Origin of the sequence: Micromonospora sp. NPDC005171, from assembly GCF_040608575.1 — a bacterium.
In the GTDB taxonomy this organism is placed as follows: Bacteria; Actinomycetota; Actinomycetes; order Mycobacteriales; family Micromonosporaceae; genus Micromonospora.
Genome location: NZ_JBEXIM010000038.1, coordinates 1 through 21,353 on the forward strand (window position 1 = coordinate 1; position 21,353 = coordinate 21,353).

Below are 21,353 nucleotides of genomic sequence, written 5' to 3' on the forward strand. Positions count from 1 at the left end.
CGCTTTTCTCGGTGGGGCCCCCCCTCTGTGCTGCTCTGGCGGCCCCCCCCACGTCCCCCCCCCTATGCACGGCGGGCCCCGGCGGGGCGCCCCGCCGGACCACCGTTTCCCCTCTTCCGGTCAGCCCACCGGTTCGGGTTGGCCGGAACCGATCCGGTGCCAGCGATTACCGTCGTGATCGGTGAAGGTGAGGTCCACCAGGACGGTGTCGCCCGGGCGGAGCCGGTGCTCCGCCGCGACGGTGACGAAAAGGTCGTGTACGTCGCGGCCGGGAATCCGACGGATCTGTTTCGCCGGGGCCAGCCCGACCGGCGGGGCGTCCGGATCGTCGGGCGGGACGAGCCGAGTCAGCACCACCACGTCCAGCACCGGGGCGTCACTCTCGTTGGCCACGGCGATCCGCAGCACCGAGTTGCCGCGGATCTCGACCACCGCCGAGATCAACCGGGCCTGAGTGGCCCGAATCCGCAGTTCGTCGTTGCGACGAGAGCGGATTTCCCGCCGCAATCCGAGGTAGACGAAGAGCACGCTGGCGATGGATCCGACCGCGCCGAACCAGTCCGGCACGGATCCCCAGTCGATGACGTCCTGGATTGGCGACCAGTTCATAGGTCCATCGTGGATGCACCTGTCGAGTGTCGGGCACGGCGGATCGGCCGGAACCGGCTGCGAATTGGGAATTCCGGCACCGATTCCGGTCAGCCGGGCGGCCTAAACGGAGAGTGTGCAACCCGGTACGGGGATGGATACGCTTGCGGTCTACATGGTGCGGGTGGCAATCCCTCCGACTGTCCATCAGATGGACATGATCTTTCGCCGCCGGCCCATTGTGAATTCGCCACCGAAGGGGGACCGCATTGACTGCGGACGTTCCACCCGAGGATGCCGGCGTGCCTCGGCCTGCGTACGACCGGCCGAGTCGGGTCTCCGTCGATCCACCGCTCGGGCGACTGGACAGCCCACTGCACGGGCGCGAGGACCTGATCGACGAAATCGTCCAGCCGGGGGAGATTTCCGGGGGTCGCCCCTCGGTGCACATCCTGTGCGGCATGGGGGGCTCCGGCAAGAGCCACGTCGCGCTGGAGATCGCCCGCCGGGCCCGGGCTGACGGCCGGACGGTCTGGTGGGTGCAGGCCGGGCGGCTCAACTCCGGAATGCGGGAGGTGGTCAGCCAACTCGGCGCGTCGGAGACCCAGGTCGACCAGGCCTGGGCCGGGATGATCAGCGCCACCGACCTGGTGTGGCGCTACCTCAACCAGGCCGCGCAGCCCTGGCTGCTGATCTTCGACAGTGCTGACGAGCCCGCCAGCCTGGGCCCCACCGACGGGGTGCTCGCCGACGGCACCGGCTGGCTGCGCAGCCCGGAAGCCGACGACGGCATGGTCATCGTGACCAGTCGGGACGGCAACCGGGCCACCTGGGGCACCTGGTCGACGTTGCACCAGGTGCGCCCGCTCGACGCCGACGCCGGCGCGCAGGTGCTGATCGACCGGGCCGGCGCCCAGGCCGGGGGGCTGGCCGACGCCCGGGAGCTGGCCCGGGAGCTGGGCGGGCTGCCGCTCGCCCTGCGTGCGGCCGGCAACTACCTGCGGTCGGTAAACGCCAGCCCGGTCTGGCGTGGCTCGTCCACAATCACCACCTTCGCCGACTACCGGACGGCGGTGCAGCGTCGGTTCCGCTCGCCGCGCGACGCCACCGACGTCGACCTCGACGAGTCCCTCGGCCTGGAGATCGTCCGCGAGGTCGACGACATCTCGCTGGACCTGCTGGCCCGCCGCCAGCTCCAACAGAGCCGGCCACTGCTCAACGTGTTGGCCTGCCTGAGCATCTCCCCGGTGCCCTACGAGGTGGTGCTCAAGCCGGCCATCCTGGCCGAGTCGCCACTCTTCAAAGGGCTCACCGCCCGGCAGCGGGTGAAGGTGCTGGAGGGCATCGGCAACCTGGCCCTTGTCGACTTCGACGTCCAGGAGGAGGTCACCGACCCGGCGTTCGCGCACGTGCTCTCGCTGCACCCGCTGGTGCACGCCATGTTCCGCGACCGCGACGAGGTCCGTGAGCAGATCGCCGAATACCACGGCCTGGTCATGAAGCTGCTGCTCGCCGCCACCGAAGGGCAGAACCCGGACGACTCGGCGGCCTGGACCAACTGGGACGTGCTGGTGCCGCACCTGGTCGAGGCCGTGCGGGAATACCTGGTGCCGCAGCAACACAAGCACGACCCCGAGACGGTACGCCGTGCGCTGGAGCTGACCCGACTCACCGCCCGCTACCTCATCGCGGTCGGCCTACCCGGCTCGGCCTTCGACATCCTCGACCCGATCGTGCGCGGTTGCGCCGCGTACGACCACGACCTGGACCGGCCGCAGGTGCTGGCGTTGCGCCACGAGCTGGGCCGCACCTGGCTGGAGCGCAACCAGCCGGAGATGGCCGACCGGGTGCTCCGCGAGGTGATCGCTGACCGCACCAGGGTGCTGGGCAGCGACGACGCCGACACCCTGGCCAGCCGGCACAAGCTCACCAAGGCGATCATGGCGCAGCGCCAGTGGCCGGAGGCCGAGCTGGAGCTGCGGCAGATCGTCGCCGCCGAGGACCAGGTCCGTGGCCCGGAGCACTGGGACACCATGATCGTGCGGCACAGCCTGGCGCTGGCGGTGCTCGCCCAGCAACGGGCGCCCGAGGCCGAGGAGATGCTGCACGCCATCCTGGAGGTCCGCTACCGGTTGTGGCCGCTCAACCAACCGGAGACCTGGCAGGCCCGGCACACGCTGGCCCGCTGCATGCAGGCGCAGGGCCGACTTGCCGAGGCGGAGGCCGAACTCCGGGCCACCCTGGCCACAGTGGAACCCCGGCACGCCGACCGCAGCGAGGTGCTCGCCATCCGGTCCACCCTGGGCCTGGTGCTGCTGCTGGAGGAACAGGTCGACGCGGCGATCGAGGTGTACGAGCAGTTGCTGGCCGACCGCCGGCGCCTACTCGGCGACACCCACCTCGACACCCTGCAGGTGGAGCACGCACTACGCCGCCTGCGTAACGGCGGTTGACCGGTCAGTGCGGCGCGACCGGGCCCAGGTCACTCGGGTCGGTGTTGCCACCGCAGATGATCACTGCCACCCGCTCCCCCGGCTGGGGCACGTAAGCGCCGCCGACCAGCGCGGCCAGCGCGGCGGCGCCGCCCAACTCGGCGGCAACCCGCAGCTCCGACCACAGCAACCGGCGCGCCCGCACCAGATCCTCGTCGCGGACCAGCACCGACACCACCTCGGTCCGCCTGGCGGTGTCAAAGGCGATCTCGCCGATCCGCCGGGCACCCAGCGAATCGGTGGCGATGCCACCCACCTCGATGTCGACCGGCCGACCCGCCTTGAGGGCCGAGTGCAGGGTGGGGATCTGCTCGGGCTCGACAGCTACGACGCGTACCGACCCGTCGAACCAACTGGCGATACCCGAGACCAACCCGCCGCCACCGACCGCCACCAGCACGGTGTCGATCCCGTCCACCTGCCGCTCCAACTCCCGGCCGACGGTCCCCTGACCGGCCACCACCTCCGGCTGGTCGTACGCGTGCACGACAAGCGCGCCGGTCTCCCCGGCGCGCTGGGTGCTCGCCGCCAACGCCTCGGCGTAGTGCTGGCCCACCTGGCGCACCTTGGCCCCCAGCCCGGCCAACCGCTGCACCTTCACCGGGGAGGCGGTCACCGGCACGAAGACCTCCGCCGGCACGCCCAGCGACCGGGCCGCGTACGCGACGGCGAGGCCATGGTTGCCGCCAGACGCGGCGATCACCCCCGCCGAGGGCAACGGCCCCTGGAGCATCCGGTTGAACGCGCCACGCGGCTTGAACGAGCCGGTGTGCTGATGCAGCTCCAACTTGAGGCTGAGCTGCCCGGGCACACCCAGATCGGCACCGTCGACGGCGATCACCGGGGTTTCCCGGACCCGCCCCTCGACCAGGGCCGCAGCCGCCTCGACGTCGCTTCTGTCCACCATGGGGAACGCCCTTCGCTACGACCAGAGGGCCAGTCGACCATCGTCGGTGAGCCCGACGAAACATCCTATGGAGATCCGTCGGCCATCCGACGCGGGACGCACCGTGTGATAGTTCCGCGGATCAAACAGAAAGCCCTCGCCGAGCGTGGGGCGCAACGTCAACGACTGCGTGTCGGCGGCCACCGCCTCCTGGAAGCCGTACCCGCCGGGAATCCGCAGCGGCTCGTCGTCCGGCTGCCAGCGCCGCCGCCACAGCACGGTCTCCCCACCGGCCGGCGGCACCCGGATGTAGATGTTGAACGCCAACTGCGCCACCACCTCGCCGTCGAGCAGCCGACCCTCGTACTCCCGGACCGCGTCGTCGAAGTGCACCTGGAGCCCCGCGTTGATCTCGCGGACGATGCCGACGTGCATCTCCCGCCCCTTCCGCCGCCCCGGTGCGACGTCCGGCCAGGCGCCGCGGAACGCGGCGAGGCACAGCTCCCGGGGCGAGTCCGCCAGGCCCAGCGTGGACCAGCTCTTCTCGGCCGCGTGGGCCGCGTCCCAGTAGTCGTCGCGGAGTTCACCGGCGGCCCGGTGGTCGTTGATCGCCGGGCCGAACTTGGCGACGACGGGAAAGACCCGGCTCTCGTCGTAACGGTCCATCGGCGCGTTCGCGAGGGCCGCAGTGATCGCCTGACAGCGGGCCGCGGAGAGCAGCCCCGGCACCCGGACGGCGGCCAGCCGCCCCGCGACGAGCCCGGCGACATCCGCACGGGTGATCGACTCTGATTCGACGGAAACGAACAAGGGATCGGTTCTGCTCGAATGCTGCACGGCGGTCCTCCCGAAACGAAGATCCCTCACCGGACTTGTCGCGCCCCCCGATCCGCGCACCGTGCAATGTACAAACCGCAGGCAAGGTGAGGTGCCCGCAGTTCCGGGCGAGTTGGCGCGGCCACCGCTACCATCGGCGCAACCGGGGTACGCGACACCGAACCGTACGGCGGAAGGTTTCCACCGATCGGGGAATGGTGACGATTCTCGGCGTGACGCATGATGCGACTAGTTCGAACGCTGACAAGGAGTTCGAGATGGCAGGCGCCGGCCCGACGGATCTTGACATGCACGTCGACCGCCTGGAAATGGCGCGTCGAATAGCCCGGGAAATGATCGAGTCCGACCATCAGGCCCTGGAGCTGGCCGTCCGGCAGCGACCACAGTGCTGGTCCCGACGCCCCGCCGGCCACGGCACCCGCGCCGACGCCCTAGCGGGCTGACCCCCCACACAGCTACCCCCCGACGCCCCGACAGCGCTGCTAGCCTGACGCGTCGCTACAGCTAGCACGGGGGACGGTGCGGCATGAACTGCGCGAACTGCGGGAGCCAGCTCGACCATCCTGGGCAGGGGCACACCTGCCTCGGCGGTGCCACGCCACCACCCCAGCCACCCGCGCACTGGCAAGCGGCCCAGTGGGTCCTGGTGGCGCTCGCGGCGCTCTTCGCCGGGCTCTCGTTGGTCCGAGCTGCGATCACCGCCGACCTGCTGACGCCGCCGAGCGGCGAGGTCATCAGCGCCCTGTCGATCGCCGGGCCGCTGGCCCTCTTCGCCGCCTTCCTCACCTGGTCGAATGTCACCAGGCGCGTCATCGACGCACATTCGATCGCTGCGGCGGCGGTCCGGCACTGGGCGATCGGAGCCGGTGCTCTGCTCCTCTTCCTGTCGTACCTCCTGCCGGTGAAGACCCCGACCGCCTTTCACATCGTCCGGGCGGCCGCCGCGATCCTGCTCGCCGTCGGCGCCCTGATCACCCACCGCAGAGCCACGCGCCGGCTCGCTGACCCGGCCACCCCTGCGGGAGGCATCCCGCCACGAGACATGAACGAAGCTCGGCCGGGACAGGTGCCCCAACAGGTGGGGAGCCAGCCCGCCCGGCCGCCGCTGGACATCGAGACGCAGCCGGAGGACTGGAACGCCTCCCTGTGGGACCCCGAGATCCAGCAGGACATCGATCGCCGGCGCCGCCAGCAGACGCCACCCGCCTGACCCACCCACAGAACCCCGGGCGGCAAGCACATCGCTTGACAGCGTCAGACCGACCACGCCTGGACGATGTCGTCAGCCCCCCAGACCAGGTCCACGGCCCCGGCCGGGAGGTCCGCTCCGGAGCGACTGACCACGACCAGGCCGCTGACCCCGGGCTGAAAACCCGGGATCAGCGGGGCGTGACGCCGCAGTTCGTCGAGATGGTGCCGGTCGAACGGTCCGTCCTGCCATTTGATTGAGCCGGCGAAGGCGATGCGGGAAGCGATCGGGGCGCGATCGGCTCCGACGAGATCGATCTCCGGGTTGGACTGCCGGTTCCACCAGCCGCCGACTTCCCACGTGTCGGTCCAGGGCAAGCCTCCGGCGCCGGCTGAGATGGCGAGCGCATCGCGGATGATCGGCTCGACGGCGTTACCCCGCCAGGAGGACCACCGACTGTCGAGCACGGCCCGAGCGGCCGCCGTCCGATCGCGCAGAACCAGTTGATGCACGTCGCGCAGAATGGCCAGGTACAGACGCAGGTTGCTGTCGGCGATCCGGTACTGGGCCAGTCTGCTCGGCTTGGTGGACAGCGGCTTGTCGACAGCGAGGACTTGTTTCTCCTCGACGAGCCGATGAAGCAGCGGGGACAGGGTGCCGGAGCTGACCGGGCCGCCGCGGTCCCCGGCGGCAGCGGCGATATTGCTGAACGTACGGCTACCTGCCCCGCCCACCGCTTCCAAGATGCGCCGGGCAGTGTCCGGGGCAGGAAACTCCGACGCCAGGGACTGTTCGGGGACGGTGAACAACGCTGAAGTCTTGTTAGAGATCTCCTGACTCAGGAAATCGGTGGGTGGCGTTCCCGGGGACCACTCCAAGGCGACACCGGGCAACCCACCGGTGATCAGGTGCGCGTCGATCGCGTCGGCGCCACTCAACCCGGTGACGGCGGCGGTTTCGGCAAGATTGAACGGGCCGAGGACCATGTTCGTGGCCCTGCCGTAGAACGGCCGGTCGTACTCGGTGAACCGCTGCATCATGTGCAGATCACTGCCGAGCAGCAGTAGTAGTACGGGTTTGCTGGAGATGAGCCGGTCCCAGGCAACCTGAAGGTGCCCGTCGAAGGTCGTGTCCTGCTCGGAGATCCAGGGCAGTTCGTCGAGGACGACCACACTCGGCGTATCGGGCAGCACACCCGCCAAGACCCGCAGTATGTCTCCCCAGCCACCAGCCGGCGGCTGGGACGGCAGAAGGTCACGACCGCCGGAGCTGAGCAGGGACGAGTCGCGCAAGGCACCGAGAAAGTAGTCGACCGCCTCGATGCTCGATGCGCCCTTGACTGCCGTGTAGAAGCAGTACGGCAGATCGACCCGGTCACACAACTCCTGCACCAGCCGCGACTTGCCCACCTGCCTGCGGCCGCGCAAGGCGACCGAGCGACCCTCGCCGGTGCGCCTCACATGATCAAGCTGCTTGGCGAGCAGGTCGAGTTCCGTGCGCCGACCGACGAACATCAACCCTCCCGAAGCTAGATTCAATCTTACTTCGGAGCAGTCTACCTAAAGTCGTAGGTGACTACGGGTGTGCGCCACAACCGGTCAGGCAGGAGGTGTGGTTCACAGGCCGAGCGCGACGGGCTGGGTTGGCACTCCGCTATTGATCAATTCGGTCAACGGCGTGGCGAGATCGCGGGGCGAGAACAGTTCCGGACCGCGGTGTTCCCTGATTTCCGACAGCGACCACCAACGCCAGCCGATGACGTGCTCGGCGGCGAGTTCCTCATCGCTCATCGCACCGCGCGGCGTGAACGACGTGGTCCAAACGAGGAAGTAGTCGTTCAGGACGCCATCGTGGCCGGGTGCGAACCCGGCGGCGACTATCTCCTGGCGCCAGACCTGAGGCGGGTCGACATCGAGAGCAAGACCGACCTCTTCGCGCAGCTCTCGCCGCAGGGCGGTCAGTGGCGTCTCGCCGTCTTCGACGCCACCCCCGGGAGTGATCCAGACGGCGATCGTGCCAGCCGGATCGGGAATGGCGAGTCGGAGCAGCAGAACGCGGTCGTCCTCATCGACGACTACCGCACGCGCCGAACGCCGCAGGTTCACCGTCGACATCAGGACACCCTACGGGTCAGACCGTGCGGGCCGACGGGATCGTGGTGCACCTCCGCACGCTGATCGCTCCCGCCGATCAGTGCGGTCCTTCGCTGTAGGTAACGTGCGGCAATGGCTAGGAGCGAGCGAATCGCGGACCAACTGGACCGGCACTGGCACAAGAACCTGCGGCCGCGGCTGCACGGCCTTGTCGATGAGGAGTACTTCTGGGAGCCGGTGCGTGGCTGCTGGAGCATCCGCCCACGTGGCACGTCGGCCGCACCGGTGTCGGCAGGTTCGGGGAAATGGACGATGGACTCCGCGTCCCCTGACCCGATGCCGGCGCCGGTGACCACGATCGCCTGGCGGCTGGCCCACATCATCGTCTCCTGCCTGGGCGCAGGACCCCCGCCGGCACCCAGGTCAGATCCCGCGAGGCGCAGACCAGTTGAGCACCCATGTAGAGCGTCAGGGAAACGTGTGCGCCCTCGTACTCAGCGCGTAGTTCTTGCTGTCGAGTCCGGCATGGCCAGGCCGCGTTGCAGCCCCCGCAGGTCCAGATCGGCATTACCGGGCCGTGGGTGGTCACCGTGGGCCGCCAATAAGGTGTGCGAAGTGCCCCCGCCTCTGGAGCCACCGCAGTCGCTCTGGGCAGGGATGGGGCCGACCGCATCGGCACAGGTCAAGTCCGACGTCGTCGTGCCGGGTCAGGAGTACGTCGGCAGCGTCGATTTGAGCCTGGGCGTGGTCGATGAGGGCGCGCAGACCGTGAATAGCACCCACCTTCACTCCGTCAGGCCTGCACGGCTACGGTGCCAGCATGCCTCCGCCATGACCGCGGCTAGGTTGATGTCGCCCGTGGCGATGCGGCTCGGCGACATCGAGCCACAGCGGTGACGCGACGGCCTGCTCGCCGTTAGCGGTTCGCATGCCTTCTACGGCGAGGCGGGCCAGGCGGCACGACACGGGTTGGTTGTCGTGCACGCAGCCGACGATGAGGTCATGGCCGGCACGGTCGGGAGTGTCCTTCCCACAGTGCTCGGCACAGACGCCACAGCAGCCGGTGGCGGCAGCCGTCAGGCGGCTCGACCGGTGGGTTCTCGACATCGAACAACATGCCCAAGACAGTCCCGCCGGCTGCGGTCTCGCGGCCATGTCCGCTAGCCATGTCACGGTGACATGAGCGGGCTCGACCTGCCAGGGCACCGGATTTAGGCTCCATGTTGAGCACGATGCGTAGTCACTCGACGACGGTGGGAGCGGCTGTGCTACTCGACCATCTTCGGATTCCGGACAGCTTCTGGGCGCGAGAGGACGTTAAGACCGCGGTGCGTGTCCGCGACATCGGCACTCTGTTCCGGCTGCTCGTCCGGCATACGGGGGCGAGTCAGACGCGCATCGGGGCCGTGGTCGGCCTGGAACAGGGCTGCGTCAGCCGGGTGATCGCCGGCCGGAAGGTGACCTCCATCGACGTGCTGGAGCGGATCGCCGACGGCTGCGGCATGCCTGATGAGACCCGAATGTCGCTCGGCCTTGCACCGCGCCACCAAGCAGGCCACCCCACCCCCGAAAGCCCGCAGGGTGATGTGCCAAACGACCGATCCTGGCGCGAGGACGTTCGCGCCGCCACGCAACTGTGGGAAGGCGACGTGAACCGCCGAGACATGCTCCGTCAGACAGTGTTCAGCTCCGCTGGCTACACCCTGCCCGCGCTGCGCTGGTTCACCCCCCCCCACTACACGACCCGTCACACAGAATGGTCGCCGATCAGTCGGTCAACCCGACATCGACACCATCCGCGAAATGACCTCCACCTACCGGCGACTCGACAACCAGCACGGCGGCGGCCACGCCCGCGAAACCCTCGCCCGCTACCTCAACCGCGAGGTCACGCCCCTGCTAACCGAGGGCCGCTACGATCCGGCGACTGGCCGCAAGCTACTGGTCGCCGTCGCCGAGCTGACTCAGCTCGCCGGCTGGCAGGCGTACGACATGGCCGAACACGGCCTCGCCCAGCGCTACCTCACCCACGCCCTCGACCTCGCCCGAGCCGCCGACGATGCTGGCCTCGGCGCCGAAATTCTCGCCGCGATGAGCCACCAAGCCACCTACCTCGGTCACAATGCTACCGGCGTCGATCTCGCCCGCGCCGCCCGGCAGACGGCACAACACGCCGGCCTCGCGGTGCTGACCGCCGAGGCACTGGTCATGGAAGCTCATGCCCACGCCGCCGCGCGCGATGAACGCGCCTGCACCACGGCACTGCACCAGGCAGAACAGACCCTCGACCGGGCCGACCGCAGTAGCGACCCGCAATGGCTCGGCTACTTCGACGAGGCATACCTGTCAGCCAAGTTCGGCCACTGCTTCCATGCCCTCGGGCACCGCCAGCAGGCCGAACGCTTCACCGTCCGCTCACTGCGGATGGACGAACGCTACATACGAGGCAAGGCCTTCAACCTCACGCTCCTCGCCTCCATCCACGCCCACCACGGCGAGCCCGATCGCGCCAGCGCCATCGGGGCCCAAGCGCTCGCGCTGACCTCTCAACTGCGGTCAGCCCGAGCCGTCCGCTACCTACGCGACCTGCAAACCGAACTCACGGCGTACCGCCGTCGGCCAGCCGTCCGACACTTCATCAACCGTGTCGACGTGGCCCTCGGTCAACGCCGCTGACTACAGCTCACCCCGGGCTTTGCGCGCGACCAGTTCCAACACGGCGATCACCGTGCCGGATCCCACGATCTCCCCCCGGGACACGAGGTCGCGCGCTTCCGCCAACGGCATCCAGGCCACCCGCTCGGCCTCGTTGACGTCCACCGGCGAACCAATATGTGTCGCCTCGCGCGCAAGGAACAACAGATTCTCCGCGTCCGCAGTTGCCACCCACGGCTGGAACGACAGCATCGGTTCGACCGGGCCCGGACGCCATCCGGTCTCCTCCTCAACCTCCCGGACCGCGCAGCTCGCCGGGTGCTCACCGTCGTCGACGTAACCCCCAGGCAGCTCCCACACCCACCTGTCGAACACGAACCGGTGCCGCCGCAGCAGCAGCAGGCGCTCCTGTTCGTCAAGCACCGCGACCATTGCTGACCGGGGCGCCCGGATCACGTACTGCTCGAAACGGACTCCGTCCGGCAGCTCCACGTCGGCAATGCTCAACCGCGCCCGCCGGCTGCCATCCACGACCCGCTCACCGTGAATCGTCCACCGCGTCGGCTCGGTAACCTGCTCCTCCGTCACCTGCCCAGTATCCGACCACTGGCGCAGACGCATCGCCGCGCCTCATCACGAAGATGAGGCTCCTCGCACGTCGCTGCTGCCATGGCTCAAGGGCCCTTCAGCGTTTCCGAGACAGCAGGCGCGAGGCATCCGTCGCTACTTCCAGCGGAAGTGGACAAAGAGTCGGCCGAAGTTCTTCGAGTCCTTCTCCACCCGGTGGTAGAGCTGCTTGACGTCCTTCTGGTCGAGGAACCGCAGCACCCGCTTCTTGAGCTGGCCGGACCCCTTGCCGGGGATGATCTCGACGAGGGTGGCCTTCTTCGCCACCGCCTCGTCCATGATCCCGCGCAACGCCCGGTCGATGTCCTGGCCCTTGTTGAAGATCTCGTGCAGGTCCAGCTTGAGCTTCATGCCGCAGCCCCCGGCCGGTCAGGTCCCATGTCCGCCATCCTAGGCACGTCCGCCAGGTCGTCCGACGACGACGAAGGGGCGGCCCCGGAGGACCGCCCCTGCCATGTCACGCCGCACGTTCAGCGCCGGCCGCCCAGTCGGGTCTCCACCCGCTCCAGCGCGGTCCGGTAGTCGTCGTTGGCCGCGTACATCGCGGCGGCGATCCGCAGGTGCCGCAGCGCGTCGGTGTGCCGGTTCAGCCGTTCCAACGTCCGACCGAGCACGTGGTGCGCGTAGTGGTCGCTCGGGTCCCGCTCGATCAGCTCGCGCAGGTGCTCCTCGGCCCGGTTGAGCTGGGCCGACTGGAAGTACGCCCGGGCCAGCAGTTGCCGGACCGCCGCGTTGCCGGGTTCGACGTCGATGATCGGCTCCAGCAGTCGGGCTGCCCCGCTGGGGTCACCGGTTTCGAAGAACATGGTCGCCCGCCGGTAGTCCGCCAGAAGATCCATCTGCCACCTCCTCGGGTCGCACCGTCACCTGTTCCGACGCTGGCACAACACCAGGAGTTTGGCGACTGTTCCCGGGGTCGAGATCGGGTCAGTTCGGGCCCCCGACGGCCGCCGAAGGGTCAGGTGCGGGCGTCCCGGCGTCCGACGGAGAGCTCCCAGGCGCGGACGCCGCCGACGATTCCGGCCGTGTTCGGCACCACCACCACGTCGTCACCCATCCGGGCCAGCTGCTCGGGCCGGATCAGCCGGGAGTTGCCCCCGCCCAGGTAGAGCCGGTCCCAGCGGAACACCGGGCGGAGCCCGTCCACCACCTGCCGGATTCGACGGGACCAGAAGGCGTCGCCGAGCCGCCGCCGTTCCGGCTCGCCGACGTACGTGTCGTAGGTGGTGCCCCAGCGCACCGGCGCGTGCGACAGCTCCAGGTGCGGTGCGAGCACCCCGCCGTCGAAGAGCGCGCTGCCCAGCCCCGTCCCCAGGGTCAGCACCAGCTCGCAGCCGGTGCCGGCGACCACTCCGGCGCCGTGCACCTCGGCGTCGTTGAGCACCAGCGCCGGCACCCCGAACGCGTCGGCCAGCGCGCCGCGCGCGTCCCAGCCGGACCACTCCGCGAGCAGGTCCGGGTCGACCCGGCTGCGCGGGCCGCTGCGGGTCACGTAGTGCGGCGTGCTCACCACCACTCCGTGCCGGATCATCCCGGGTACGCCGACCGTGAGCCGGTCCGCAGTCGGCAGGCGCCCGCCCAGATCCACCAGGGTCCGGACAAACAGCGCAGGCGGCAACGGGTACGGGGTGGGCACCCGCAACGGCCGGGCCCGCATCGTTCCCGCCTCGTCGAGCACGGACGCCTTGATGCCCCCGCCGCCGCAGTCGATCGCCAGTGTGGTCACCACGTCGTTGAGTCTGCCCGCTGCCGGCCGGTCGTATGCGGGCGGCCGGATAGGCTGCCGTCCTGATGAGCGCCACGATGATCGTCAAGGACCTGGCCGCCGGGCACGGCGACCGCCCGCTCTTCGCCGGATTGGACCTGGTGGTCGCTCCCGGCGACGTGGTCGGGCTGGTCGGGCCGAACGGGGCCGGCAAGTCGACGCTGCTGCGTACCCTCGCCGGATTGTTGCCGGTCGAGGCCGGCAGCGTGCGGCTCAGCCCGCCCACCGCGAGCGTCGGCCACCTGCCGCAGGAGCCGGAACGGCGACCGGGCGAGACGGTACGGGACTTCCTGGCCCGCCGGACCGGGGTGACCGCCGCGCAGGCGGCGTTGGACGCGGCGACCGAGGCGCTGACCGCCGGAACGGCCGGCGCCGACGACGCGTACGGCGACGCGCTGGAGCGCTGGCTCGCCCTGGGCGGCGCGGACCTGGACGAACGCGCCGAGCAGGTGAGCGCCGACCTGGGGCTCGCTGTCGACCTGGACCACCCGACGACCGGGCTCTCCGGCGGCCAGGCGGCCCGGGCCGGGCTCGCGTCGCTGCTGCTCAGCCGGTACGACGTGTTCCTGCTCGACGAGCCGACCAACGACCTGGACCTGGCCGGCCTGGAACGGCTGGAGGAGTTCGTCACCGGGCTACGGGCCGGCACCGTGCTGGTCAGCCACGACCGGGAGTTCCTCACCCGCACGGTGACCCGGGTCCTGGAGCTGGACCTGCCTCAGCAGCAGGTGCACCACTACGGCGGCGGCTACGCGGCCTACCTGGAGGAGCGCGAGGTGGCCCGCCGGCACGCCCGCGCGGACTTCGAGGAGTACGCCGACACCAAGGCCGGGCTGGAGGCTCGGGCCCGCACCCAGCGTGGCTGGATGGAGAAGGGCGTGAAGAACGCCCGCCGCAAGGCCACCGACAACGACAAGATCGGCCGTAAGTTCCGCAGCGAGTCGAGCGAGAAGCAGGCCGCCAAGGCCAAGCAGACCGAACGGCTGATCGAACGACTCGACGTGGTCGAGGAGCCCCGCAAGGAGTGGGAGCTGCGGATGGAGATCGCCGCCGCGCCCCGCGCCGGCGCCGTGGTGGCCACGCTTCGAGGTGCGGTGGTACGCCGGGGCGGCTTCACTCTCGGCCCGGTCGACCTCCAGATCGACTGGGCGGACCGGGTCGCGGTCACCGGGGCGAACGGCTCCGGCAAGTCGACGCTGTTGGCCGCATTGCTGGGCCGGCTGCCGCTGGACGCCGGCACCGCCTCGCTCGGCCCGGGCGTGGTCGTCGGTGAGGTCGACCAGGCCCGAGGGCTGTTCCTCGGCGACGCCCCGCTGATCGACGCGTTCCAGGCTGCCGTACCCCACATGTCGCCGGCGGACGCGCGGACCCTGCTGGCCAAGTTCGGCCTGCGGGCGGCGCACGTGCCCCGACCGGCGGCCACCCTCTCCCCCGGCGAGCGGACCCGGGCGGCGCTGGCTCTGCTCCAGGGTCGTGGGGTCAACCTTCTGGTGCTGGACGAGCCCACGAACCACCTGGACCTGCCCGCCATCGAGCAGCTCGAATCGGCGCTGGCCAGCTACCCCGGAACGCTGCTGCTGGTCACCCACGACCGGCGGATGCTGGCCGCCATCGAGACCAACCGGCGACTGCGGGTCGACGCCGGGCGGATCGCCGAGGATTGATCCATGCCGACGGGCCGACGCGGGGTGAGAATGACGCCATGCTCAAGTGGGAGTACGCCCTGTTGGTCCGCCGCCGTCAGGCCGCGACCAACGACCTCGGCTGGGAGGTCGTCTTCGTCTGGTACGGCCCGGACGGCTCAATGGTCGACGTGACGCCGTACGGCGACACCGCGCTGGCCCACCTGAACCGGGCCGGCGACCAGGGCTGGGAGCTGGTCGCGATGAGCGAGGACCCGTCCCTGCCCGGCAACCACGAACTGCACCGCTACCACCTCAAGCGGCCGAAGCCCGCCGACCCGCCGCCCCGCCAGAGGATGCGCGGGGGCCGCCGCACCCTTTCCGGCTGACCGTGCGCGGGCCGCGCCGACCAGGTGGACGAGCGGGGCATAACGGGCACGATTGCGGGTAACGCGCGGCGGGAGGTGGCCCGAATGGTCGCTTTGGCACAGACTCCGCCCTCGGCCGACCGGCTGCGGGCGATCGACGAATTCCTCGCCCAGGCGTGGGCGGACCAGGTCCGCCACGATGATCGGTTGCGGCACCTGGCGGTCGAGGTGCGGTTCGACCGGGGGGTGGCCCATCTGAGCGGCGACGTGGCCGAGCCCGCCCAGCTACGGCTGGTGCGGGACCTGGTGGGGCGGCTGGCCGGTGTCTACGGCGTCTGGTGCCGGGTCGGCATCGGCGGGCGGGCGCCCGTGGTCGTGGACCTCGGTTGCGGGCCGAGCAAGCAGTGGTCGAGCAACCTGGGGCTGGACATCTACCCGGCGCCCGGCGTGGACGCCGTCGCGGACCTGTCCGGCTCCCTGCCGCTCGCCGACAACTCGGTGGACGTTCTCTTCGCGGTGCACATCCTGGAGCACCTGATCGACTTCCTGCCGCTGGTCGACGAGTGTCATCGGGTGCTCCGCCCCGGAGGCGTGCTGCACGTGATGAGCCCCTGGTGGGGGCATGTGAACGCGGTGGCCGACCCGACCCACGTCCGGCTGATGGACGTGCAGACGTTCAAGGGGATCTGCCAGCTCCGGCCACCGGGCGCCCCGCGGTGGTACCCCCTGCACGCCGGCTGCGACGGCGCCTCGATCTTCGCCGACCTGACCCCCCTCCGCCCGGACGCCGACCCGGCACCCCAATCCCACCTGGCCCGCTTCTTCGACTGACCACTGACCACCCACCCACCCACCGTTGATCATGAAGTTATTGCGGCGACACGCCGTCATGCATGGCAACAACTTCATGATCAACGCGAGGGCTGGGTGGTGGTGGACTCGCGGAGTTGCAGGCGGTACGGGGCCGTGAGTTGCTGGGCGGGGACGGTGCGGTCGCCATCCAGGCGGTCGGCGAGGAGGCGGATGGCCAGGCGGGCGATCTGCTCCTTGTCCGGGGCGACGGTGCTCAGGGTCGGGATGGCGAACCTGCCGTCCTCGATGTCGTCGAAGCCGACCACCGCCACATCCTCGGGCACCCGCAGGCCGGCCTCGTGCAGAGCGCGCACTGCCCCCAGGGCGAGGGTGTCGTTGAAGCAGAAGACGGCGTCGGGGCGTACCCCGGAGGTGAGCAGGCCGCGCATCGCGGCCGAGCCGTCGGCGCGGTGCCAGCCCGGCGCGGACGCCACCAGGGCCTGGTCGTAGTCGAGCCCGGCGGCGCGCAGCGCGTCGCGGTAGCCGGCCAGGCGCAGCCGGGCGCTGGTGCCCTCGTCGGTGTGCTGCGCGCCGACGGCCGCGATCCGGCGGCGACCCACCTGGATCAGGTGGCTGGTGATCTCCCGGGCCGCAGCCACGTTGTCGATCACCACGCGATCCGCCGGGCAGTGTTCGATCCGTTCGCCGAGCAGCACCATCGGGGTGCCGTCCAGACCGGCCAGGTCCGCCGCGGTGAGCGCCAACGGGCTGAGGATGAGCCCGTCGATCAGGTGGTCGGTGATACCGGAGGCGAGCGCCCGTTCCTGGTCCCGCCGGCCGCCGGTCTGATCGATGAGCACCGTCCAGCGGTGCTCGGCGGCGGCGGTGACCACGTGGCGGGCCAACTCGGCGAAGTACGGGATGTCCAGTTCCGGAACGGCCAACGCGATCACGCCGGTGCGCCCCTTGCGGAGGTGACGGGCGGACAGGTTGGGCCGGTAGTTGAGCTCGGCGATCGCCTCCTCGACCCGGGCCCGGGTGTGCGGCCGCACGTGCAGGTGGCCGTTCACGACGTTCGAGACGGTCTTGACGGAGACGCCGGCCCGTTCGGCCACGTCCTTGAGTCTGTGTCGCACGCCGCAACCTCCCCGAGGTGACCGGCGCACCATACCGTCACCGATCCCGCTGCGACGGCGCACAAGCGCTGGGGGGAAAGGAGCCCCTTGCGGGTCGCAGGGGGCCCCTTCCACATCCCGTCGGATCAGCTGTCGGCGCTCGGCTCACGCGGCGTCGGGGCGACGGCGGGCTCGTGCCGGGCCAGCCGGTTGCGGCGGTAGCCGTAGCCGAAGTAGATCAACGCGCCGAGCAGCATCCAGGCCAGGAACCGCAGCCAGGTCTCCACCGACAGGTTGAGCATCAGGTAGAAGCAGGCCAGCGCCGAGACGATCGGCAGCACCGGCGAGAACGGCACCCGGAACGGCCGCTCCAGGTCCGGCCGCTTGCGGCGCAGGATCGGCACCGCCACCGACACGAGGACGAACGCGCAGAGCGCGCCAATGCTGACCAGGTCGGCCAGCGCGGACAGCGGCAGGAAGCCGGCCAGCAGCGCGACCGCGACCGTCATGATCGCCGAGATCCGGTACGGGGTGCCCCAGCGCGGGTGCACCTTGGCGATCGAGGGCGGGATCAACCCGTCCCGGGCGATGGCGAAGCCGATCCGGCCCATCGCCACCAGGTCGACCAGGATGACGCTGGTCAGGCCCGCGACCGCGGCGATGGAGACCAGCACGGCGGCCCAGCCCGCGCCGACCGACTCGAAGGCCGACGCGATCGGGGCGCCCCGGTCGATCTCGGTGTACGGCACCATCCCGACCACCACCAGCGAGACGCCGATGTAGAGCACTGTGGAGATCAGCAGCGTGCCGAGCAGACCCAGGGTGAGGTCCCGCTTGGGCTTCCTCGTCTCCTCGCCCAGGTTGGCCACGGCCTCGAAGCCGGTGTACGCGAAGAAGACCACGGCGGCGGCGCTGAGCACCCCGACGAAGCCGAAGACCGACGGTTCCAGCCCGAAGAGCGCCTGCGTGACAGGTTGCTTGATGCCGTCGTCGCCGCTACCGGCGGGCTCGGCCGGCGGGATGAACGGGGTGAGGTTGGCGGCCCTGACGAAGAACAGCCCGGCGACCACCACGAAGACGCAGATGGCCACCTTGACCAGCACCAGCAGGTTGGTGATCCGGGCGGATTCCCGGATGCCGACGATCGCCACGATGCCGAGGATCAGCACGATGGCGATGGCGCCCACGTTGACAGTGCTGCCCTCCTCGCCGAACCACCGGGTCGGTAGGTCGAGCAGTTCGGCGAGGTATCCGGACCAGCCTCGGGCCACCACGGCGGCGCCGAGCGCGAACTCCAGCAGCAGGTCCCAGCCGATGATCCAGGCGACGATCTCGCCCATGGTGGCGTACGCGTAGGTGTAGGCGCTGCCGGCGGTCGGCACGCTGGATGCGAGCTCGGCGTAGCAGAGGGCGGCGAGCAGGGCCACCACGCCGGCGATGGCGAAGGAGATCACCACGCCCGGACCGGCGCTGTCGCGGGCCTCGATCCCGGTGAGCGTGAAGATGCCGGTGCCGATCACGATGCCGATGCCGAAGCCGGTGAGGTCGATCGCGCCGAGCCGCCTCTTCAGCCCCAGCTGGCCGTCGCTGCCGTCCGCCTCACCCTGGGCTATCACGTCCTTGATTGGTTTTGTGCGCAGCACGGACACCCGGTCACCCCTCCCCACCGTGCGACCACCTCCGTGGCGGCCGGTGACCGGCGTTGCTACCCAGCGAGGCGATTGGTCAACCACGAACCCTTGCGGCGATGGCCAGACTGTGAAAATTTCCTACCAGCAATGCGGACATCAGCGGCGAATCTTGCCGCGCACCGCGCGAAGCATCCGGGAGCCCCAACGAAGGGACACACCGCATGAAAGCCGCACGACTCGGAGTCGCCGGGCTGGTCGCAGCCCTGCTCGGCACGTTCGTCACCGCCACCCCCGCGAGCGCCGCACCCAGCGCGGCCGACACCACCAGCACCGCCACCTGCGCCACCGACCCGGCCACCCCGAAGCGGCAGTTCCGGGCCATGTGGATCTCGTCGGTCGTCAACATCGACTGGCCCAGCAAGGCGTCCCAGACCAACCCGGACCGGATCGCGGCCCAGCAGGCCGAGTACCGCGAACTGCTCGACCTGGCCGAGCGGCTCAACCACAACGCCGTAGTGGTGCAGGTCCGGCCCACCGCCGACGCGCTCTGGCCCTCACCGTACGAGCCCTGGTCGGAATACCTGACCGGGGTACGCGGCCAGGACCCGGGCTGGGACCCACTGGCCTTCCTGGTCGACGAGTCGCACAAGCGGAACCTGGAGTTCCACGCCTGGTTCAACCCGTACCGCGTCTCCATGCCGGCCCCCGGCGGCGCCGGCGCGGACCTCAGCCTGCTCGCCCCCGGCCACCCGGCCCGGCAGCACCCCGACTGGACCTTCGCCTACCCGCCGGCCGGCGTGGCCGGCAGCCGGCTCTACTACAACCCCGGGATTCCCGAGGTCCGCGAGTTCGTCCAGACCGCCATGATGGACGCGGTCAAGCGGTACGACATCGACGGCGTCCACTTCGACGACTACTTCTACCCCTACCCCAGCGGCACCTACCAGGTGCCCGACGACGCCACCTTCGCCGCGTACAACAGGGGCTTCACCGACCGGGCCGACTGGCGGCGGGACAACATCAACCTGCTGATCCAGGAAATGAACGGCAAGATCAAGGCGGCGAAGCCGTGGGTGAAGTTCGGCGTCAGCCCGTTCGGCATCTGGCGCAACAAGACCGCCGACCCGCTCGGTTCGGACACCACCGGCAGCCAGTCGTACGACATCATCTCCGCCGACACCCGCAAGTGGGTCAAGCAGGAGTGGATCGACTACGTGGTGCCGCAGCTCTACTGGTACATCGGCCAGTACCCGGCCGCCGACTACGCGCGCCTGGTGCCGTGGTGGGCCGAGACGGTGCGCGGCACCCGCGTGCAGCTCTACATCGGCCAGGCCGACTACAAGAGCGGCGACCCGGCGTACGGGCCGTACTGGCAGAACCCGCGTGAGCTGTCCGACCACCTGACGCTCAACCGGTCGTACCCGGAGGTGCAGGGCAACGTGCACTTCTCCGCGGTGCAGGTGCGGGCCAACCGGCTCGGCGCCACCGACATCTACGCGGCCGAGCACTACTCCCGCCCGGCGCTGGTGCCGGCCATGCCCCACCTGCCGGCGAAGCCGTTGCTGCTCCCGGTGGTCACCAGGGTCGCCCGGCAGGCCGACGGGGTGCGGCTCACCTGGCGACAGCCCGCCGACGGCGTCGGCCCGCTCGGCACCGCCACCTCGTACGCGATCTACCGCTTCGACGGCACCACGCTGCCCGGCCGGTGCGCCACTGCCGACGCCGCGCACCTGGTCGACACCGTCCGGGCCACGCCCGGTGCCGTCCAGTCCTGGGTGGACACCTCAGCCGAACCCGGTCGGCGCTACACCTACCAGCTGACCGCGCTGGACCGATTGGCCAACGAGAGCCCCGCGAGCCCACCGGCATTCGTCCTGCACTGACCCGCTTTCCTGAATGCCCCGGACGCCTCACGCGTCCGGGGCATTCGTCTGTTTCAACGTATGTCACCAATAGTTGGCGACGCGCATACCGCCTAGTTGATCAGCTGATCGACACTCATCGACATCCGGTGACCCGCCGGTAACTTCCGTCCCACCCGCTCACCCCGCGGAGGTAACCCGTGCCCCGACGTCTCGCCACCCTGCTCGCCTCGGGCGCGTTAGCGCTGCTCGCCACCCTCGCCATCGCCTCCCCCGCCGCCGCCGCCGTCACCCCCGCCGAACGACTCTCCGTGCTGTCCAGCTGGACCCAGACCAGCGCGTCCAGCTACAACTCCTGGAACAGCGCCCGGGTCAACCGGGCCCCCTGGGCCGAGTACAACTTCAACTGGTCCACCGACTACTGCTCGTCCAGCCCGGACAACCCGCTCGGATTCACCTTCAACCTGGGCTGCTACCGACACGACTTCGGCTACCGCAACTACAAGGCGGTCGGCCAGTTCTCCGCCAACAAGTCCCGCCTCGACAGCGCCTTCTACGCGGACCTGAAGCGCGTCTGCGCCACGTACAACACGGTCGTGCGGCCGGCCTGCTACAGCCTGGCCTGGACCTACTACCAGGCGGTCAACATCTTCGGTTCGGTAGCGGCCGTCCAGCAGGCCGACATCGACCGCGCCGCCCGAATGAAGGCCCAAGCCGAAGCCAAGGCCGCAACCCACTAACCCACCCCCCTTTTAGCCCCGTTGATCATGAGGTTGTTGCCCATCGACACGGCGTGTCGCAGCAGTAACTTCATGATCAACAACGGGGGTG

General features: G+C 69.9%; 19 protein-coding genes and 3 pseudogenes. 10 read left to right on the top strand and 12 right to left on the bottom strand.

Annotated features, from left to right (window positions below):
• Positions 1 to 120 precede the first annotated feature (120 nt).
• Complete coding sequence (locus ABZU74_RS28230; protein WP_355429935.1) at positions 121 to 609, bottom strand: hypothetical protein; 489 nt, start codon at positions 607 to 609, stop codon at positions 121 to 123.
• A 281-nt stretch (positions 610 to 890) separates the two neighbouring features.
• On the opposite strand from ABZU74_RS28230, the gene ABZU74_RS28235 reads away from it, so the two are divergent.
• Positions 891 to 3,041, top strand: coding sequence for a tetratricopeptide repeat protein (locus tag ABZU74_RS28235; protein ID WP_355429938.1), 2,151 nt, complete (start codon positions 891 to 893; stop codon positions 3,039 to 3,041).
• A 4-nt stretch (positions 3,042 to 3,045) separates the two neighbouring features.
• Here the strand turns inward: ABZU74_RS28235 and ABZU74_RS28240 are convergent, their stop codons facing one another.
• Together ABZU74_RS28240 and ABZU74_RS28245 are read right to left on the bottom strand one after the other, a co-directional pair.
• Positions 3,046 to 3,987: a threonine/serine dehydratase gene (locus tag ABZU74_RS28240; protein ID WP_355429941.1), complete on the bottom strand. Its 942-nt coding sequence runs from the start codon at positions 3,985 to 3,987 to the stop codon at positions 3,046 to 3,048.
• A 15-nt stretch (positions 3,988 to 4,002) separates the two neighbouring features.
• A complete protein-coding gene (locus tag ABZU74_RS28245; protein ID WP_355429944.1) occupies positions 4,003 to 4,776 on the bottom strand; it encodes a proline hydroxylase in 774 nt (257 codons plus the stop codon).
• 221 nt (positions 4,777 to 4,997) lie between these two features.
• Here ABZU74_RS28245 and ABZU74_RS28250 point away from each other — a divergent pair, with 221 nt between their 5' ends.
• Entirely contained in the window at positions 4,998 to 5,246 is a 249-nt protein-coding gene (locus tag ABZU74_RS28250; protein ID WP_355429947.1) for a hypothetical protein, read from the top strand.
• An 83-nt stretch (positions 5,247 to 5,329) separates the two neighbouring features.
• Positions 5,330 to 6,013: a hypothetical protein gene (locus ABZU74_RS28255; protein ID WP_355429949.1), complete on the top strand. Its 684-nt coding sequence runs from the start codon at positions 5,330 to 5,332 to the stop codon at positions 6,011 to 6,013.
• 44 nt (positions 6,014 to 6,057) lie between these two features.
• Here the strand turns inward: ABZU74_RS28255 and ABZU74_RS28260 are convergent, their stop codons facing one another.
• Both ABZU74_RS28260 and ABZU74_RS28265 read right to left on the bottom strand, forming a co-directional pair.
• Positions 6,058 to 7,506 carry an ATP-binding protein gene (locus ABZU74_RS28260; RefSeq protein WP_355429952.1) on the bottom strand — a complete coding sequence of 483 codons (1,449 nt, stop codon included), beginning with the start codon at positions 7,504 to 7,506 and terminating at the stop codon, positions 6,058 to 6,060.
• A 102-nt stretch (positions 7,507 to 7,608) separates the two neighbouring features.
• Positions 7,609 to 8,106, bottom strand: a complete 498-nt coding sequence (locus ABZU74_RS28265) for an NUDIX domain-containing protein (protein ID WP_355429955.1) — start codon at positions 8,104 to 8,106, stop codon at positions 7,609 to 7,611.
• Between the two features lie 111 nt (positions 8,107 to 8,217).
• On the opposite strand from ABZU74_RS28265, the pseudogene ABZU74_RS28270 reads away from it, so the two are divergent.
• Positions 8,218 to 8,484: pseudogene (locus ABZU74_RS28270) on the top strand (DinB family protein); the annotation flags it as partial.
• 386 nt (positions 8,485 to 8,870) lie between these two features.
• Here ABZU74_RS28270 and ABZU74_RS28275 read toward each other — a convergent pair.
• Positions 8,871 to 9,202: pseudogene (locus tag ABZU74_RS28275) on the bottom strand (hypothetical protein).
• Between the two features lie 148 nt (positions 9,203 to 9,350).
• Between ABZU74_RS28275 and ABZU74_RS28280 the strand changes: the two are divergent.
• Positions 9,351 to 10,761 (top strand): annotated as a pseudogene (locus ABZU74_RS28280) (helix-turn-helix domain-containing protein).
• Here ABZU74_RS28280 and ABZU74_RS28285 read toward each other — a convergent pair.
• The 4 genes from ABZU74_RS28285 to ABZU74_RS28300 all read right to left on the bottom strand — a co-directional run bounded on the left by ABZU74_RS28285 (position 10,762) and on the right by ABZU74_RS28300 (position 13,096).
• Positions 10,762 to 11,328: an NUDIX hydrolase gene (locus ABZU74_RS28285; protein WP_355429958.1), complete on the bottom strand. Its 567-nt coding sequence runs from the start codon at positions 11,326 to 11,328 to the stop codon at positions 10,762 to 10,764.
• A 135-nt stretch (positions 11,329 to 11,463) separates the two neighbouring features.
• Positions 11,464 to 11,718, bottom strand: a complete 255-nt coding sequence (locus ABZU74_RS28290) for a Smr/MutS family protein (protein ID WP_007465523.1) — start codon at positions 11,716 to 11,718, stop codon at positions 11,464 to 11,466.
• A 119-nt stretch (positions 11,719 to 11,837) separates the two neighbouring features.
• The gene (locus ABZU74_RS28295; RefSeq protein ID WP_124771401.1) at positions 11,838 to 12,206 is read right to left on the bottom strand and encodes a tetratricopeptide repeat protein; all 369 of its coding nucleotides are present in this window, start codon (positions 12,204 to 12,206) and stop codon (positions 11,838 to 11,840) included.
• Positions 12,207 to 12,325: 119 nt separating this feature from the next.
• A complete protein-coding gene (locus tag ABZU74_RS28300; protein WP_355429961.1) occupies positions 12,326 to 13,096 on the bottom strand; it encodes an ROK family protein in 771 nt (256 codons plus the stop codon).
• A 62-nt stretch (positions 13,097 to 13,158) separates the two neighbouring features.
• Between ABZU74_RS28300 and ABZU74_RS28305 the strand changes: the two genes are divergently transcribed.
• The 3 genes from ABZU74_RS28305 to ABZU74_RS28315 all read left to right on the top strand — a co-directional run bounded on the left by ABZU74_RS28305 (position 13,159) and on the right by ABZU74_RS28315 (position 15,953).
• The gene (locus ABZU74_RS28305; protein WP_355429964.1) at positions 13,159 to 14,796 is read left to right on the top strand and encodes an ABC-F family ATP-binding cassette domain-containing protein; all 1,638 of its coding nucleotides are present in this window, start codon (positions 13,159 to 13,161) and stop codon (positions 14,794 to 14,796) included.
• A gap of 38 nt (positions 14,797 to 14,834) precedes the next feature.
• Positions 14,835 to 15,143 carry a hypothetical protein gene (locus ABZU74_RS28310; RefSeq protein ID WP_112699090.1) on the top strand — a complete coding sequence of 103 codons (309 nt, stop codon included), beginning with the start codon at positions 14,835 to 14,837 and terminating at the stop codon, positions 15,141 to 15,143.
• Positions 15,144 to 15,227: 84 nt separating this feature from the next.
• A complete protein-coding gene (locus tag ABZU74_RS28315) occupies positions 15,228 to 15,953 on the top strand; it encodes a methyltransferase domain-containing protein (protein WP_355429967.1) in 726 nt (241 codons plus the stop codon).
• A gap of 80 nt (positions 15,954 to 16,033) precedes the next feature.
• On the opposite strand, the gene ABZU74_RS28320 is transcribed toward ABZU74_RS28315, so the two are convergent.
• Both ABZU74_RS28320 and ABZU74_RS28325 read right to left on the bottom strand, forming a co-directional pair.
• The gene (locus ABZU74_RS28320) at positions 16,034 to 17,050 is read right to left on the bottom strand and encodes a LacI family DNA-binding transcriptional regulator (protein ID WP_355429970.1); all 1,017 of its coding nucleotides are present in this window, start codon (positions 17,048 to 17,050) and stop codon (positions 16,034 to 16,036) included.
• A 125-nt stretch (positions 17,051 to 17,175) separates the two neighbouring features.
• Complete coding sequence (locus ABZU74_RS28325; protein WP_355429973.1) at positions 17,176 to 18,678, bottom strand: amino acid permease; 1,503 nt, start codon at positions 18,676 to 18,678, stop codon at positions 17,176 to 17,178.
• 203 nt (positions 18,679 to 18,881) lie between these two features.
• On the opposite strand from ABZU74_RS28325, the gene ABZU74_RS28330 reads away from it, so the two are divergent.
• The gene (locus ABZU74_RS28330; protein ID WP_355429975.1) at positions 18,882 to 20,543 is read left to right on the top strand and encodes a family 10 glycosylhydrolase; all 1,662 of its coding nucleotides are present in this window, start codon (positions 18,882 to 18,884) and stop codon (positions 20,541 to 20,543) included.
• 179 nt (positions 20,544 to 20,722) lie between these two features.
• On the top strand, positions 20,723 to 21,262 hold the full coding sequence (locus ABZU74_RS28335) for a phospholipase (RefSeq protein WP_355429978.1): 540 nt from the start codon (positions 20,723 to 20,725) through the stop codon (positions 21,260 to 21,262).
• The last annotated feature ends 91 nt before the right edge of the window (positions 21,263 to 21,353 follow it).